Raw genomic sequence first — 16,159 nt, 5'->3', positions numbered from 1 at the left:
TCGCTTCTATAAATATAGTGTGCAAACCAACAATTATTTTTAACAAGCCTTTTTCTAAAAAAGTAAAATGGAAGGATAATCCTTCCATTTTACTGGTCTAAATATTAAGGATTAATTTTTGAGTTAAATACTTGTTTACCGTCTTTGTATTCTAGAACTGTTGCAGATTTAATTGGGTGATGATTTTTATCAATCGATAATACTCCAGTTACAAGTGATAAATCTTTAGTTTTTGCTAATTCTTGCTGAATCTTGACAGAGTCTGTGCTGCCTGCACGTTTAATGGCATCTGCTAAGAAATAAACGGTGTCATAACCAAGGGCATTGAAAGCGTTAGGTGCATCGCCATTGTTCTTGTCTTTGAATGCTTTAACAAAGTCTTGAACCTTTTGATCAGGATCTTCAGTTGAATAGTGGTTGATTAGGTACGTGTTATTTAATGCGTCTGCACCTGCTAAATCAACTAACTTTGGTGAATCCCATCCGTCAGCACCCATTAAAGGAGCAGTGATGCCAAGCTCGCGTGCTTGCTTAACAATTAAGCCAACTTCTTCATAATATCCAGGGATAAAAATAAAGGATGGATTTTTCGCCTTAATACGAGTTAATGTGGCACGGAAGTCAGTATCCTTACCTACATAAGACTCTTCTGCAACGATTTTGCCGCCAGCTTTTTCAAATGTTTTCTTGAAAGCATCGGATAACCCTTTTGCATAGTCACTTGAGCTGTCGGAAAAAATGGCTGCATCTTTTACTTTTAAATTATTGGAGGCAAAGTTGGCAGCAACTGTGCCTTGGAATGGATCAATAAAAGATGTACGGAAAACGAATTCTCTTACTTTTCCTTTTTCATCTACAGTAACAGTCGGGCTTGTTCCGCCTGGTGCGATTAGAACGGTTTTCGTATCATTGGCAATTTGTGCTTGGGCAACGGTATTTCCGCTTGTTGCTGCACCGATCACCGCATTTACTTTATCTTGGCTTGTCAGCTTAATAATTCCGTTTGTTGCTTCAGCTGCTTCCGATTTATTGTCATTTTTAATAACTTCGATTTTTTTGCCCTCAACACCGCCAGCTTTGTTAATCTCAGCTACGGCCATTTCAATCCCTTTCGTCATGGATTCACCGTAGGAAGCAACGTTACCGGATAGCTCCATGTTTACTCCAAGTTTGAAGGCATCTGAATTGCCTCCTCCGCCGCTGGCGCTTTGGTTTCCTGTCCCACAGCCGGCAAGGATTCCAGCAGCTAATGCTGATACCATAAATACCTTACTAAATTTCTTTTTCATCTCTAGGTTCCCCCTCTGTTGTTTTCTCTTTTTTGATTTTTCTGACATTATCAACCGAATATGAGTATCGGGAAATGATAGTTAGAAATCTTTTAACTATTAGTATATTAAAACAATTTTTTATTTTCGTCTAGTATATTATTTTAATATTTCAGAAACTTGCGTATTCTATGGAAATGATAGTGCTTTCATACGAAAAAACATAAGAAAAGTGAGGGCATCTTCCATAAATTACTTAAATTAGAATAATAAAATTTTAGATAAAAATTATCAAAAAATTCAAAATCGAATAACAAAAAAAGGGGACAGTTCTTTTGACCATTACGGCCGCTAGAACTGTCCCCCCTGGTTATCCTTTATTTATCGATTTCTCCGTCTGCGCAGGAACGATGGAATATCCAGAGATTCTTCTTCTGGCTGTTCATAGTATCGTTCTTGTTCATGTTGTTCTGGTTCGTGAACCGGCTCCTCGCGTTTTATTGGAGTGCGCCCGAAACTCTCTTCTCGTATTATCGGCGTGCGGTGAAAACTCTCTTCCCGCTGAAAGGTCCTTGTTGGCTGAGGGGCAGGCTGTTGAACTTCAGGCACTTGCTCATCGAATCCTGTCGCAATGACCGTTACAATGATTTCATCCTTCAGGCTTTCGTTAATAACCGATCCAAAAATCATATTTAATTCCTCATGAGAAGCAGAAGCAACTAAATCGGCTGCCTCTTGAACTTCAAAAAGGCTTAAATTGGCTCCTCCGGTAATGTTCATGATCACACCTTGCGCACCATTGATGGACGTTTCCAAGAGCGGACTATTTAAGGCCTTCTTGGCAGCTTCCGCAGCGCGATTATCCCCTTTTGCTACACCAATTCCCATGAGGGCAGTGCCTTTATGGGACATGACTGTTTTCACGTCGGCAAAATCAAGATTGATTAAACCCGGAACAGCGATTAAGTCGGAAATCCCCTGAACCCCCTGCCTAAGCACGTTATCCGCTTCACGGAATGCTTCTATCATCGGTGTTTTTTTATCGACGATTTCCAACAAGCGGTCGTTTGGGATAATAATTAACGTGTCCACCGCGTCTCTCATGGCGCTAATTCCATTCAGAGCATTTACGGAGCGCTTGTGTCCTTCAAACTTGAACGGACGCGTGACAACTCCAACAGTCAGGGCACCGATTTTTCGAGCAATCTTCGCAATTTCAGGCGCTGCCCCAGTGCCTGTCCCGCCGCCCATTCCGGCTGTAACGAAAACCATGTCTGCACCTGACAGCACGTCTTCAATCTGCTGTCTGCTTTCTTCCACTGCTCTTTTGCCGATTTCCGGATTGGCCCCCGCTCCTAAGCCTCTTGTCAAGGATGATCCAATTTGCATCGTAACCTCTGCTCTTGATTGGTGGAGTGCTTGTGCATCCGTATTTACAGCTATAAATTCTACACCGCCAACGCCATCCTCAATCATTCGGTTCACAGCATTGTTCCCTCCGCCGCCGACACCGATGACTTTAATCCTAGCAAATTGGTCCAAGTTTGGTTCAAAGTTAAACATTTTTATTCCTCCTCATTCATCCAATTTCCCTTGCTTCATACTAATCATGGCTGCCCAAAGGGCTCCTATGTAATTGTCAGATCGATCTTTATTCTGTGTATATTTAATAGATTAGGAGGCTGATATTGCAGCAGTTTTCTAGCATCCTCAAGAAAAAAAGAAATCAGAGAGTAAAAACTAGTAAAAAAACTTCCAGCAGACTCCAAATAGATTATTTAATAGTCTACTTAACCATAATCTTATTGTCCAGTTAAGAATAGCCTATTTTCGTTAAAAAGCTTGAGACATGGGGACGGTTCGAGACCACTGAAAATACATCCTAAGAAGCTGGAACTCTATTTATCTAGGGCTCATAGCATTATTGCTGGATTATCTTTACCGGTGCGACTCCTTGCGCTCACGGGCAAAATAGGCGGCTTATTTTTACCGGTACCACACTTTTCTTGCGCTCACGGGCAAAATAGGCGGCTTATTTTTACCGGTGACACACTTTTCTTGCGCCCACGGGCAAAATAGGCGGCTTATTTTTACCGGTGACACACTTTTCTTGCGCCCACGGGCAAAATAGGCGGCTTATTTTTACCGGTGACACACTTTTCTTGCGCCCACGGGCAAAATAGGCGGCTTATTTTTACCGGTGACACACTTTTCTTGCGCCCACGGGCAAAATAGGCGGATTATTTTTACCAGTTACACACTTTTCTTGCGCCCACGGGCAAAATAGGCGGCTTATTTTTACCGGTGACACCCTTTTCTTGCGCTCACGGGCAAAATTGGCGGATTATTTTTACCGGTGACACCCTTTTCTTGCGCTCACGGGCAAAATTGGCGGCTTATTTTTACCGGTCCCACACTTTTCTTGCGCCCACGGGCAAAATAGGCGGCTTATTTTTACCGGTGCCACACTTTTCTTGCGCCCACGGGCAAAAAAGAATGGATTTATTAAAGACATTTTCTCCCTTAGCTAGGGCGATTTTGTCTTTAATAAACCGAATCAAAGACATTTTGACCTTCTGCTGGGGCGGTTTTGTCTTTAATAAGCAAAACTAATAGTGTTTTTCAGTAGTCTAGGACGGTTCTCGTGTGTCATTCCTGTGGTGTCCCATTTTCAGGATCCGTGCCTGGTGCATAATTCCACGGATATTTCTAAAAACCTTAAAATTGATGCATAAGAACCGTCCCCATGCATCAATAAAAGAACCCTGGGCTAAAAAGCACCCAAGGTTCTTTTCAAATTTGTTAATGCGACCCGCCAAACAGTTTTCCGACTCCATAGATTTTTTCAAATATCACTATAAATATCACAGATATGAAGATAACAATACTTGATACGGAGGCGACCATTGGATCATAGGAATCCTGCATATGGAAGAATAGTTCAAGCGGCAGGGTTCTCATATCGGTTGATACCATGAATAGCGAGACGGTGACGTTGTCAAACGAAATCAGGAAGGCAAACATCGCACCGGACAAAATCGCAGGCCGGATAATCGGCAGCGTGATTTTCCAAAATACCACGAACGGATTAGCGCCAAGCACCGCCCCCGCCCGCTCCAGCGTATAATCAAAGCCGCTCAACCCTGTTAACACAAACCGTATTGCATAGGGCACACAAATGACAATATGGGCAATCAGAAAGCCAGTCGGCTTGCCCGCCAGCAGCATCGGCGTGAAATAAATCAACAACGCTGCTCCCAGGACCAAGTGCGGGATCGTCAACGGCGATGTCAACAGAGATACGATAAAGGTTTTACCCGGCACATCATATTTGGCCAATGCCAGGCCTGCAATGGTACCAAGCAGCACAGAAAAGAACGCCGCTAGGAAAGCAAACTTGACACTATTGAAAAAGGCATCCATGTATTCAGGTCGGTCCAATATTTTTTCATACCACTGCAGGGAAAAGCCTTTTGGCGGAAACGTCGGGTAGCCTGCGGTGGTAAACGATGCTCCAATGGTCACAATGAGAGGGATCAACAGAAAAATCAAACCGATTATGGTAACAGTAATCCTTACGCCCTTCATTATCGGAACACCTCCTTGAACTTCCTTTCAAAAATCCTTGAAAAAATCGTCACAGAAATTAACGTAACCCCGAGTAAGATATAAGAGATCGCCGAACCAAACGTCCACCGGAATAACGTATTGATTTGCTCATAAATCACGATCGGAAGAACCGGCACATTAGCGCCACCCATCAGCGCAGGCGTTACGTATGAGCTCATCGACATACTAAAAACAAGAACTATTCCGGCCACAACACCCGGCAGACTTAGCGGCAGCGTCACCGTGAAAAAGGTTCTTAACGGACTTGCGCCAATAATACTGCTTGCTTTTTCTAAAGATGGGTCGATATTATACAGGCTTGTGGCAATCGACAGAACCATGAACGGCAGGAACGAATTGGCTAAGCCGATAACGACCCCTGGTACAGAAAACAGAAGTTTTAACGGGGAATCTGTAATTCCAATCCCCATTAAAAATTGGTCAATGACTCCATTCGGCACAAGGAGCAAGTACCAGCCAAAGTTGCGGACCACCACGCTAATCAATAAAGGTGACGCCACAAGCAGTGTGAGGTAGCCTCTCACCCGGGCTGAGCTTTTCGCCATTGTCAAAGCAATGGGGTAGCCTAGGATAAGAGCGATGATAACCGCATAGACGCTCACCTTAATCGTCATCCAAAGCGATCTTAAAAAATAGGGGTCTGTAAAAAACGTCAGATAGTTGCCAATGCTGTAACTGGCATTGGAGACATCGAGCCCTTCCACCTCGATAAAGCTTAAATAAAACACGTAAATCATCGGAACGACAAAGAATGCAAGGATAAATAAGAGCAGTGGTGCAAGAAGCAGCATCGCTGCCATGTATTTTCGAAAAACGTTAACTTTTCTTTTTGGCGCCAGTTTAAAACCTGTGCTCATCTTTTGGTCAGGCGAATATCCGAGGTTTTCCATTCCACCAACACCTCCGTCCCTACCGACCAGGAATTCTCAATCGTTGGTCCGATAATTTGCACATGGTGCTGCCCCTTAACGGATACCTCAATTTCCCATTGCGAACCGAGATAATTCATTTGCTTGATGACGGCCTTTTGCTGGACGAGTTCTGAATCGACCGCCCCAAGCCCCTGGTCAACTGACTTTATCGAAATTAATTCCGGCCTAATATACAGATTGACGACATCGTGAGCATGGAATGTTCGGTCCTTGCCGATGACATTATCTTTTTTCGTTTTGATGACCCAGCCTTCCTCAATTTCGATATCGGTATGGTCAGCGTCAGCCTCTACCACCAATCCTTCAAAACGATTCGACTTCCCGATAAACTGGAAGACAAATTCGGACTGTGGATTTTGATAGATTTCGGTCGGTGTGCCAATTTGCTCAATCTTTCCCTGGTTCATGACAACGATCCGGTCTGACATCGATAGGGCCTCATCCTGGTCATGCGTTACAAAAATCGTGGTGACGCCGACCTCTTTTTGCAAACGCTTAATTTCCGCCCGAAGCTCGTGGCGCAGTTTGGCATCTAGGTTACTGAGCGGCTCATCCAACAGCAATAACTCTGGTTCCACAACCAACGCACGGGCAATCGCCACCCGTTGCCGCTGTCCGCCTGATAACTCCCGTGGATACCGCTTTTCTAAGCCTGTCAATTTTACCAATTCTAGTGCTCTTTTAATTCTGCTTTCCATTTCATCCTTTTTTAACTTCCGCAGCTTAAGACCAAACACAAGATTTTCGTGCACGGTCATGTGCGGAAACAAAGAATACGTTTGAAACACCATCCCAAGGTCCCGTTTATAGGGAGGGACGCCATTCATCTTTTTTCCTTTTATATATAGTTCTCCCTCGTCCGGATCAAGGAACCCTGCAATGGCATTTAAAGTCGTAGTTTTGCCGCAGCCGGAGGGGCCAAGCAAGGTAAGAAGCTCACCTTGCTTGATATCCAAGTCAATATTTTGCAAAACGACATTTGTTCCAAATCTTTTACTGACACCGCGAATCGTCACATCACTTGTAGTCATTACTAAACCCTCCTATGTTCGTTGATGCTAATTACTTCTTCACCTTTTTCCCAAGCTCAGGAGTCACTTCCTTCGTCCACTTTTCGGTCCATTCCGGTTGAATTTTGGCGATGCCGGCGAAATCAGGTTTATAGACAGGATCGCTATCTTTAAAACCGATAATAGAATCGTAGTTTTCAGGGAGTTTTACATTTTTCACTACCGGATAGAAGGCAATTTCAGCGATTTTCTTCTGAGAATCCTCTGTTACCATGAAATTAATGAAATCTTCAGCAGCCTTTTTGTTCTTAGAATTCTTCACGACTGTCGCGACGATCGCTTGCAATGGAGCCCCTTCTTTTGGGATCACCATTTTGACCGGAACACCGGCATCATGTAAGCCTGCGATCGTATAGCTGGCTTGTACCGTCACGGCCGCGCCCTGCTGCATAGCCGGTTGAATCTGTGTTGAGTTTTTATAGAACGTATCGGAATAGGCAGCTAATTCCTTCCCTTTATCCATTCCAGGCTGCATATTGTCAATGCCGCCGCCATTTGCTTTTGCCAAGCTCAAAAACATGGTAAATCCTGAATTGCTGGATACATCAGGGAAAGCTGTCATCCCTTTATAATCAGAGCTGATTAGGTCATTCCAGGAACTGATTGCTTTCCAGCCCTTTTCTTTAAAAATATCCGTGTTATAGCCGACCGCAACGGAGTAGCCTAAGACAGGAACACTATGTTCATCAATTAAATAACGTTCATCAATACTATCTAAGCCTTTAATGCTTTCCTTCGCAATGGCCTCAGTCAAGCCTTCTTCTTCAGCACGAACCGCTACAGGGGAATCATACATGGCGATATCGATTTGCGGGTTATCCTTTTGCAGCTGGACTTTTGTTAATATTTCATTGGAAGAACCGGCTACAAAATTAATCGTAATACCATACTTTTCTTTAAACTTTGGCGCCAAATCATCACGGATTAACTTTTCAATTTTTCCACCATTGGCTGCAATCGTAATTTCTTTCGTCTCTGTTTGCGGTTCTGATTTCGTACCGCTTTCCTTGCTTGTTTCTTTAGAAGAAGGGTTTGGAACACCACAGGCTGCCAGCATCATGACCATTAAAAGAATAACTACACTAAACATTCTTTTCATCGTAAATTTCCCCCTATATCAGTTCTAATTTGAAAAATTCATCCCGTTTCCAATAGGCAGCGAACGCTTACAAAAGTCAGTCCCTTCAAAAGATTCCGACTTTTTTAGACGAGAACTTCCCCATTCTTTAAAATTACTTTCCCGTCTGCTACTACTGTCGGTTTGGTCATAATGAGGTCGTAATGGCAAGCCGCTTTTACATTTCCCCCTAACGTAATATTGGTGCCAATCCCGATATGCACGGAACCGAATACACCTTCATCTTCAAGCATCGAGCCAATGAATTTACAGTTAGGATTGAGCCCAACGCCGATTTCTGCGATGTTATAAACATTTGGATCATTCTTTGAAGCCAGATTTTCAGCCAGCATGTCGGCCTGTTTACCTCCTGAAATGGAAACAATCATTCCATCTTCTACTTTTACTGTCACCGGTTCATCAAGCAATCCAATCCCTATGTAAGGAATACTGGCATCTGCCACAATGACGCCGTGAGCGGATCCTTCGATTGGTGACACATTCGCTTCAACCGTTGGCACTGGAGCAAATTCACCCGGCTTGACCATACATGGCATGGCGTTTGAGCGTCTTCCTGTCGCGGAAAGGGTAAGGTCTGTTCCATAAGGAGTCGTCAGTCTAATTTCGTTGGCTCCTTCTAGGGCATTGGCGACGGCCCGGCAAATCGGTTCAACGGCTTTAAAATCAGCATGAACGCCGCCTTCAATCAACATTTCATCATGAAACTGGGTCAGCATGATTCCTCTTGAGCCTGCATCTACAGCATTGCGGACTGCACTAGTATGGGTAATAGAGGTATAGACTGCACTGATAAACACATCACTAGCTTTCATGGCGGCGGCGATTGGTGCTGGCGGCTCCTGCCCATCTGAGGTCCGCGGCGGCATCATGGCCATTGTCGGCTCTGCCCCTGCAGCGACAACGGCTGCGGAAATGCTCTTGGCAATATTCATCATTTTTGGTTCTGTCACGATCAATACTTGTTCATTTGGTTGGACACCCGCGCACACTTCTACAATCGTTCGGGCCCCTTTGCTCATCAAAATCGTTTTCATCTGATTCTTCTCCCCTTTTTTCTGGTTGGATTGATAAAATTTTCCACTTTTCTATATTCTATAGAATTTGTACTTAAAAAAATATATTCTATAGAATCTATATTTAATAAAAAGTGAGAGGTTGGTACTTCTCACGATTTCCCCTTATTCTGGAGACTTGGTTCCCTTCTTTTTTGACAAGTTTTCTTGATTGATATATTCGAGTCCATTCTGAATATGAACTCTCATCGCTTGTTCCGCTTTGTCCGCATTTTTCTCTTTCAGAGCATGGAAGATTTCTAAATGCTCGGCATTGATCTTTTCTCTTCGGCTTGAATTATAAGCAGAAATATTGCGGTCATGATAAATCACGTCACTGACCAAACCCAAGAGCATCTTTAATTTCGCATTTCGTGCGTACTCAATGATGACCGAGTGTATTTCGGAATTTAACCGGACTATTTCGGTTTCATTTTCTGCCTCGAAAGATTGTTCGAGCAATACCCGCACCCTTTCAATCCCCTCTTCATCGATATTCTCGACCGCGAGCCTAATCGCCAGTGTCTCCAATGCTTCCCGGCATTGATACGATTCCTTCACTTCCTCATCGGAAAAGCTTTGGATGACGACCCCCTTCCAAGGGACTATTTTCACCAAACCTTCTGCGGCCAAGCGGCGAAATGCTTCCCGAACTGGCGTTGGACTTACCTTCATTTGTTTCGCCACTTCTGTCTCGGTTAATCTGCTGCCTGCCTGCAAATCCCCTTTTATGATAGCGGACTTCAAATTCTCATAGATCCTAACATTTAAAGGCTGCCTTTCAACTGATTCTACTTTCGAAAGATCCAAGTAACCCTGGCTCAACTGCTTCACCTCTCTGTATGTATCCGTTTTCAGATAATTCTTAAATACATTATTATTTTTGGGCCTATATTTTGTCAATACAATATTCTATAGAATATTGAATATTTTTTATTTTTATTATTTTACAAAAATAACACATTTACTCACTATATTATTTTACAATAAAAACCGTCTCTGAAAAAAGACGGTTTAATATTTTTGATGCCTTAGTAATTTGAAATGTTTTCTCCAAACTATACTATCCTTATCACTTTCTGTATGACTGGATAGACAAAATATCCGAACCCCACCCCTACTAGATTCAATAACAAATCATCAATATCCATACTTCCGCGTTTGGAAAAGTACTGTGCCGTTTCAATAAGCAGGATAACAACAGTTGAAATAAGAAAGAGCCGGCTCTTTGATAGGTCTTTATATGCATTAATGCCGCCACTCCAAACGGCAAAAATAGCAGCAAATTCGCTGTGAGATTATAAAAAGCAACAAGAAAATTCCCATGCCCTACAAAAAAGGAAGTAATTGTTTTGAGCGGTATGTAGTTAATCTGGTTATATTCTTGATAGGATGGCCGAAAAAATAACAAAACGAGTAAGCCTACGCTGTATATTGCTAGAGCAATTCTAATGATATACCTCGGAAGCTGGATTGATTCTTTTCGAATATAATAAACCAAAAAATACACAAGCAGATTCACGTATACCCAAACTACTACTAAAACCACAGGATGCAGATAGGATAATAGTTTTAGCCAGACAGGCAAAAAGGCAGCAAAGAGCAGCTGGGATAGTCCAGCCGCCAGCCAAAACGAAAAGTTTTTTCGTTTCATTTTTTTAACCTAATGGATTTTCTCCGAAACGCTCCCATAATAGCGGGAACATCTCCATTAAATCATCCTCATCTTCCCAATCAAATTCAATGTCACTATTACGGTCCAGACCTCTTTCAACCAGCAAGTCTAACATTTCGTCATACAACTCCCCGTCCCAGTCCTCCAGATCCCCTTCCTTTTTCAAGGTGTAGGCATCAAATCCAACATTCAGAATATCCTCATTTTCCGGAACGCCTTCTTCTCCCAAATTTTCATCGGAGATATAGTCTGCCAAGAACTCAGGATTTTCCAGTGTTTGTTCAAAAACAAATCTGCCCTGCGAAATAAGCCAGCCTCGAAAATAATCGAAAGCATCATCTGAACATCCTCCCATAATGAGGTAGGCCGCTCCCCAAAGTCGTGATTGATAGCTTTCATTCATGTAGCTTCGGAAAATAAACTCATAATCCAGTATTTCGTCCTCTTCTTTATTGCTTAATGCCTCTGACATCCATTGTACCTGGTCTTCTTCATACGTCTTTGATTGCTCTAGTAAATTCCAAAATTGTATTTTATCCATTTCAATCCCTCCAAATCGAATAGCTATCAAAGGTTGTATTCTTGGCGGCAGCAATGAAATCCTGCTCGTTTTTACTCCATCTTAAGGACACCCACGCCTGATTTTTTGCTAGTTTTGTCCTTTAGACCGCTCCTCAAGGACATTTTCACCTAATTTTTTGCTAGGTTTGTCCTTTAGACCGCTCCTTATGGACATTTCCTCCTGATTTTTTATAGAAGGTTATATTCGAAGATAGATTCATAGTAAAAAGGATGGACAATTTTAAAACATTTTGGAAGAATAATGGTATTATGACATATAGAATTTGATTACATAAAAATAAACAGCAGATTTTTTTATAAAAAAGGAGTACCTTGTGAAAAGATTTATTTTGTTCCTTTTAGCGGCGTTATTAATAGCATTTTTTGTTATAAAGTTCGGTATTAACCATGATAATTCGCCAGTGGAAGCACATGAAAATTTAAGCGGACAAGGTTGTGCAGTTCTGACCTACCACAGGATTAATAAAGATAGTTTTTTTGACAAGTTTAATGGATTTATTACTAATGACCCTCAGCTTACAACATACAATATATATAAAAGTGACTTTGATCAACAGATGAAAGATTTAAAACGTAATAACGTGGAATTTATTACACCGCAATTTTTACAAGAATATATGACTAAAAAGAAGACTTTACCTTCAAACCGCAAATGTGTACTTATCACATTTGATGATGTAGATGAATCTGTCTATCAGAATGCATTCCCTATTTTAAAAAATTATCAAATCCCTTTTACTGTTTTCCTAATAATGGGGCAGGTGGGAAACAAAGATTATAATGGAGTAAGTTTGGCTGATTGGAAACAAATCGAGGAAATGCAAAAGTCGGGATTGGCGACAGTTGGAACCCATACCTATGACTTGCATTATTTAAAATCTAATGGCCGTCCCCCATTCTTAGTAAATAAGAACATTAATGCTTTTCAAAAGGATGCACGATCATCCATAAAAAAATATGAGAAGCATTTTGGGTCTAAACCAGATTACTTTGCCTATCCTTACGGGTTTGGAACACCTCGAACAGACAAAGTATTAATGGATGATGGATATAAACTTATCTTTTCATTACGATATGGACTAAATAAACCAAACGACCCAACTTTTTTTGTGAAAAGAATACTTTTAACTTACAAGGATTGGGATGACGTTAAAAATTGGATTCAATCAAAATGATGCATGGGGACGGTTCTCTTGCATCATTTTGCGGTGCCGGACCTGGCCCGTGTTAGCAGTAAAACAAATTACTTCACCCACGCGCTTTTTTTACAGTGTGTTGCTTAAAAGATGGCTTTATTTCATTCCATCACCTTTATATTGTTTCAACTCTTCCCCGCCCTTACTACAACCAAGGATATCACAAGAAGAAATGCAATAATTTTATTGTAATTCTAAACTTTTTCTCTTATTTTTGGAATGATTCCCAAGCCTTCGGTTGTTTTATGCAGTAAGTGCAATTTATCTGCAGCGGCTAGACCATCTCATCTATCCTGCTTTCGTTTGCTCAATCAGAAAAAGCTGTCAAATCGACAGCTCCGACCTTAAACTCTTTCCCCCGTTCATCAAAAAAGTTGACTTTGCTTGCCCAGCAGATTTTCAATTCAATCACCAGTAAGTATTATCCTGTTAAACTGTCCTCTCGGTTTAAAGTACCCTACTTATTTTTGATTTTATTTGTTCTATATAATGGAGTCCTCGAAGAGAATCTACTTTTTTACCGTCTTTAAATATCACAAGTGTGGGAATTCCTTGAACTTCATATTTCGCTGCCAGGTCCGATTCTTTATCTGTGTCAACCTTTGCGATTGAAATGTTGTCTCCCCACTCCAATGATAACTCCTCTAGAATAGGCTCCTGGATACGGCATGGCGGACACCATTTAGCACCAAACTCAACCAGTGTAATCCCTTTTTCAATTTCTTTATAAAAATTATGAAATTCTAATTCTTTAATCAACTGTAAAACCTCCCTCTAATTTCCACCATCAATACGGGTACGTTCTTCCTTTATTGAGGTTATCCGTTCAATTAAATTAGAGCGAATCATCGTAAGCAAACGAATTTGATGATCCAGCTCCTGCAGTTTTTCTTCGTAGATAGGGAGAATTTCATTACAGAAAGCTTCTTTGTTCTTCAGGACGCAATTCAAAAACCCAGAAATTTGCTCAATCGTGAGTCCCAAATTTAAATAAAACTTAATGGTGTTCACTTGTTCTACTGCCAAATCATGATATTCGCGATATCCGTTTGGCAAGCGCATTGGGATTAGAATTCCTTGTTCTTCGTAATACCGTAATGAACGAACACTCACCCCAGTTAGCCTGGATAACTCACTAATTTTCATTGGGGAACCCCCCTTCTTAATGATGTTATGGTTATTATAAACCCTCACATTAATGTTAAGGTCAATGGTTTTTTAAGAAAAAAACATAAAAATTTTTAAGGAAAGCACCCGTTAATGGAATGCTATTATGATTCTTGCATAGAACCATCCCTAGTCTCCCAATAAACTTCATTTAAACTATACACTGAGTTTACAAGGATTTAATAATCAGATGTTATGATTGGTTTATCAACGAATGAGGAGGCAGAATAAATGAATGTGCGTGCGATGTTTATTGATATGGATGGAACACTACTAAAAGCCTCAAACAACATTTCCCAACGAAATATGGAAGCCATTTATAGGCTCATGAATCAGGGAATCAAGGTTTTTCTAGCTACTGGTCGACACTTTGAAGTAACCGCACCCTACCATAAAGAAATTGGATTACGAACTCCGATGATTTGTTTGAATGGTGCCTCTATTCACGATGCAGAGACTGGAAGACCTATGCAAATGAAAACCGTCCGAGTAAACGAAGAACGATTCCACCATCTGACCGCTGATAATCCTTGTAATGTTATTATCCATACAGCAGATGGACTTTATTGTAAGGAAACAAATGAAGAAATCGAATATTGGACAAATGTTGGGCAAATCCCGCCACGGTATATTGGAGATTTAAGACAGGCAGATTATCAAGATGTTCTTAAATATAGTGTACTAACAGGTGCACCAAGCCCGAAAATTTCAGCTTTGTTTAAAAAGGAAGCAGAAGTCATCGATTGGAATAATGGATTTGAACTGCTTGCTCCTAATGTTTCCAAATGGTCCGCTATAAAAAGCTTACTTCGCGCTTATCGAATTAGTCCAAAAGAAGCTGTAGCGATTGGAGACGGGCCGAATGATATAGAGATGCTTCGTCAAGTCGGTACTGGTGTGGCAATGGGGAACGCTGGTGAAGAGGTTAAAGCAGCTGCTGATTTTGTTACTGGACACCACGAAAATGATGGATTAGCTGAGTTTATAGAACGTTATCTTTATAAATCAAATGTGGTTTAGGATTATTTTAAAATAACGATCCCTCACATTTTTTTTTGTCAAAAAAATAGAAAGTTAATCACCGCAACCTTTTGTATTCAAGCTTTTCTTGCACTTTGTTCCAAGTTTTTAACAAAAATCATTTTTACCTCTACTATATCCTTCAATATCTTTAGGGAACTCATTAGCAAGACGTACCTTCAACTTTCCATAATAATTCCTGCCAGATAAAATATATATTTTCTCTTTAAATCCCTACCACTATTTAGAAATCCTCATTTAAACGGTACTACTTAATGACTATCAACTACCAGTTTCTCGATCTGGTGCCACAAGGTCGACAGGACGACCGTCCCCATGCATCATATTCAATATTGATGAATGGGGACGGTTCTCCTGCCTCACCTTCGGTTCCTGTTCAGATTCCGTAACGCTGCATCGTTACACTTATTTCTGAAAAAAACGCTTGAATGACGCAGAACCGTCCCCATGCTTCATTAGTGTATGTCTTTTTTCTTAAATCGGCCGCCATGTACTGCCGAGACGTCTGTGGCAATGATGAATGCTTGGGGATCTATTTCTCTAATGATGTCTTTCATTTTTGTTTCTTCCAGCCTTGTGAAGACGCATAGAATAACGCGTTTGTCCTCGCCGCTATAAGACCCCTCTCCGTGCAGATAGGTCACTCCCCGGCCTAGCCGCTCAGTGATAGCTTCTGCCATCTCATCGGTATTGTCACTTATGATATACACGGATTTCATGTCATCCAACCCTTTAACCACAACGTCAATGGTCCGGAAAGCAATATAGTATGTAAGCATTGAAAATAAAGCATTTTCGATAGAGAATACAAAGGCTGCAACCGAGAAGATAATCACGTTTACAAACATGATAATTTCGCCCACAGTAAATGGTACCCTCTTCTCAATTAAGATGGCCAATGTTTCTGTACCATCTAAGACCCCACCATTTCTTATGGTCAAACCTACTCCTAATCCTAAAATTAAACCGCCGAAAACTACAGCCAGCAATTCATTATTTACAATCGGTTTGACATGATGCATAAAAGAAGTCGCCACAGATAGAGCAATAATCCCATACAACATACTAACAGCAAAGGTTTTACCAATCTGCTTATACCCTAAGAAAAAGAAAGGTAAGTTTAAAACCACTAAAAATATACTAAGATTAAATGTTGTCACGTGACTCAATAACATAGACAAGCCCGTTACCCCGCCGTCAATCATATTGTTTGGAATAAGCACGGCTTCCAGCCCATATGCCATAATAACGGCTCCAAGCGTAATAAACAAAAACCTTCTAACAATATTACTAAGCGTTAATCCTTTATGATTTAATTTCTTTTTTTCTACAGATGTATCCATATGATTCCTCCCTATTTCATTGTTTTCCTTATATTAATATACCAAAAGAAATGAGATTTTTTCCA

General features: G+C 41.1%; 16 protein-coding genes. 2 read left to right on the top strand and 14 right to left on the bottom strand.

Translation table 11 applies throughout. The features are described 5' to 3' along the window. Window positions 1-104: 104 nt before the first annotated feature. The 11 genes from QNN06_RS05440 to QNN06_RS05395 all read right to left on the bottom strand — a co-directional run bounded on the left by QNN06_RS05440 (window position 105) and on the right by QNN06_RS05395 (window position 11,306). On the bottom strand, window positions 105-1,289 hold the full coding sequence (locus QNN06_RS05440) for an ABC transporter substrate-binding protein (protein ID WP_213118441.1): 1,185 nt from the start codon (window positions 1,287-1,289) through the stop codon (window positions 105-107). A gap of 360 nt (window positions 1,290-1,649) precedes the next feature. Next, entirely contained in the window at window positions 1,650-2,831 is a 1,182-nt protein-coding gene (gene ftsZ / locus QNN06_RS05435) for a cell division protein FtsZ (protein ID WP_213118442.1), read from the bottom strand. A gap of 1,239 nt (window positions 2,832-4,070) precedes the next feature. Beyond that, complete coding sequence (locus tag QNN06_RS05430; protein WP_213118443.1) at window positions 4,071-4,856, bottom strand: ABC transporter permease; 786 nt, start codon at window positions 4,854-4,856, stop codon at window positions 4,071-4,073. Then, window positions 4,856-5,788, bottom strand: a complete 933-nt coding sequence (locus QNN06_RS05425) for an ABC transporter permease (RefSeq protein WP_213118444.1) — start codon at window positions 5,786-5,788, stop codon at window positions 4,856-4,858. The genes QNN06_RS05430 and QNN06_RS05425 overlap by 1 nt, the downstream gene beginning before the upstream one ends. Continuing rightward, window positions 5,752-6,861 carry an ABC transporter ATP-binding protein gene (locus QNN06_RS05420; RefSeq protein ID WP_213118445.1) on the bottom strand — a complete coding sequence of 370 codons (1,110 nt, stop codon included), beginning with the start codon at window positions 6,859-6,861 and terminating at the stop codon, window positions 5,752-5,754. The genes QNN06_RS05425 and QNN06_RS05420 overlap by 37 nt, the downstream gene beginning before the upstream one ends. A 31-nt stretch (window positions 6,862-6,892) precedes the next feature. Next, a complete protein-coding gene (locus tag QNN06_RS05415) occupies window positions 6,893-7,999 on the bottom strand; it encodes an extracellular solute-binding protein (RefSeq protein WP_284037185.1) in 1,107 nt (368 codons plus the stop codon). Window positions 8,000-8,103: 104 nt separating this feature from the next. Beyond that, the gene (locus QNN06_RS05410; RefSeq protein WP_284037184.1) at window positions 8,104-9,072 is read right to left on the bottom strand and encodes an aminopeptidase; all 969 of its coding nucleotides are present in this window, start codon (window positions 9,070-9,072) and stop codon (window positions 8,104-8,106) included. A gap of 144 nt (window positions 9,073-9,216) precedes the next feature. Further along, window positions 9,217-9,915 carry a GntR family transcriptional regulator gene (locus QNN06_RS05405; protein WP_284037183.1) on the bottom strand — a complete coding sequence of 233 codons (699 nt, stop codon included), beginning with the start codon at window positions 9,913-9,915 and terminating at the stop codon, window positions 9,217-9,219. A gap of 233 nt (window positions 9,916-10,148) precedes the next feature. Then, the gene (locus QNN06_RS31360) at window positions 10,149-10,277 is read right to left on the bottom strand and encodes a VanZ family protein (RefSeq protein WP_481819258.1); all 129 of its coding nucleotides are present in this window, start codon (window positions 10,275-10,277) and stop codon (window positions 10,149-10,151) included. After that, window positions 10,217-10,744, bottom strand: a complete 528-nt coding sequence (locus tag QNN06_RS05400; protein ID WP_284037182.1) for a hypothetical protein — start codon at window positions 10,742-10,744, stop codon at window positions 10,217-10,219. Before QNN06_RS05400 ends, QNN06_RS31360 begins: the two co-directional genes overlap by 61 nt. Before the next feature lie 4 nt (window positions 10,745-10,748). After that, window positions 10,749-11,306: a DUF4240 domain-containing protein gene (locus QNN06_RS05395; RefSeq protein ID WP_213118449.1), complete on the bottom strand. Its 558-nt coding sequence runs from the start codon at window positions 11,304-11,306 to the stop codon at window positions 10,749-10,751. Between the two features lie 355 nt (window positions 11,307-11,661). Here QNN06_RS05395 and QNN06_RS05390 point away from each other — a divergent pair, with 355 nt between their 5' ends. Then, window positions 11,662-12,522 carry a polysaccharide deacetylase family protein gene (locus QNN06_RS05390; protein ID WP_213118450.1) on the top strand — a complete coding sequence of 287 codons (861 nt, stop codon included), beginning with the start codon at window positions 11,662-11,664 and terminating at the stop codon, window positions 12,520-12,522. 468 nt (window positions 12,523-12,990) lie between these two features. Here QNN06_RS05390 and QNN06_RS05385 read toward each other — a convergent pair whose 3' ends face one another. Beyond that, window positions 12,991-13,302, bottom strand: coding sequence for a thioredoxin family protein (locus QNN06_RS05385; protein WP_213118451.1), 312 nt, complete (start codon window positions 13,300-13,302; stop codon window positions 12,991-12,993). A 15-nt stretch (window positions 13,303-13,317) separates the two neighbouring features. Further along, window positions 13,318-13,689, bottom strand: a complete 372-nt coding sequence (locus tag QNN06_RS05380) for a MerR family transcriptional regulator (RefSeq protein WP_213118452.1) — start codon at window positions 13,687-13,689, stop codon at window positions 13,318-13,320. Between the two features lie 252 nt (window positions 13,690-13,941). On the opposite strand from QNN06_RS05380, the gene QNN06_RS05375 reads away from it, so the two are divergent. Next, a complete protein-coding gene (locus QNN06_RS05375; protein ID WP_213118453.1) occupies window positions 13,942-14,730 on the top strand; it encodes an HAD family hydrolase in 789 nt (262 codons plus the stop codon). 476 nt (window positions 14,731-15,206) lie between these two features. Here the strand turns inward: QNN06_RS05375 and QNN06_RS05370 are convergent, their stop codons facing one another. Beyond that, window positions 15,207-16,094, bottom strand: a complete 888-nt coding sequence (locus QNN06_RS05370; RefSeq protein WP_213118454.1) for a YitT family protein — start codon at window positions 16,092-16,094, stop codon at window positions 15,207-15,209. Between the last annotated feature and the right edge of the window lie 65 nt (window positions 16,095-16,159).

Origin of the sequence: Neobacillus sp. 114, assembly GCF_030127045.1 — a bacterium.
Taxonomy (GTDB): domain Bacteria; phylum Bacillota; class Bacilli; order Bacillales; family Cytobacillaceae; genus Neobacillus; species Neobacillus rhizophilus.
Note: the sequence above shows the minus strand (reverse complement) of the source record. Positions and strands in the feature narration are given on the sequence as shown.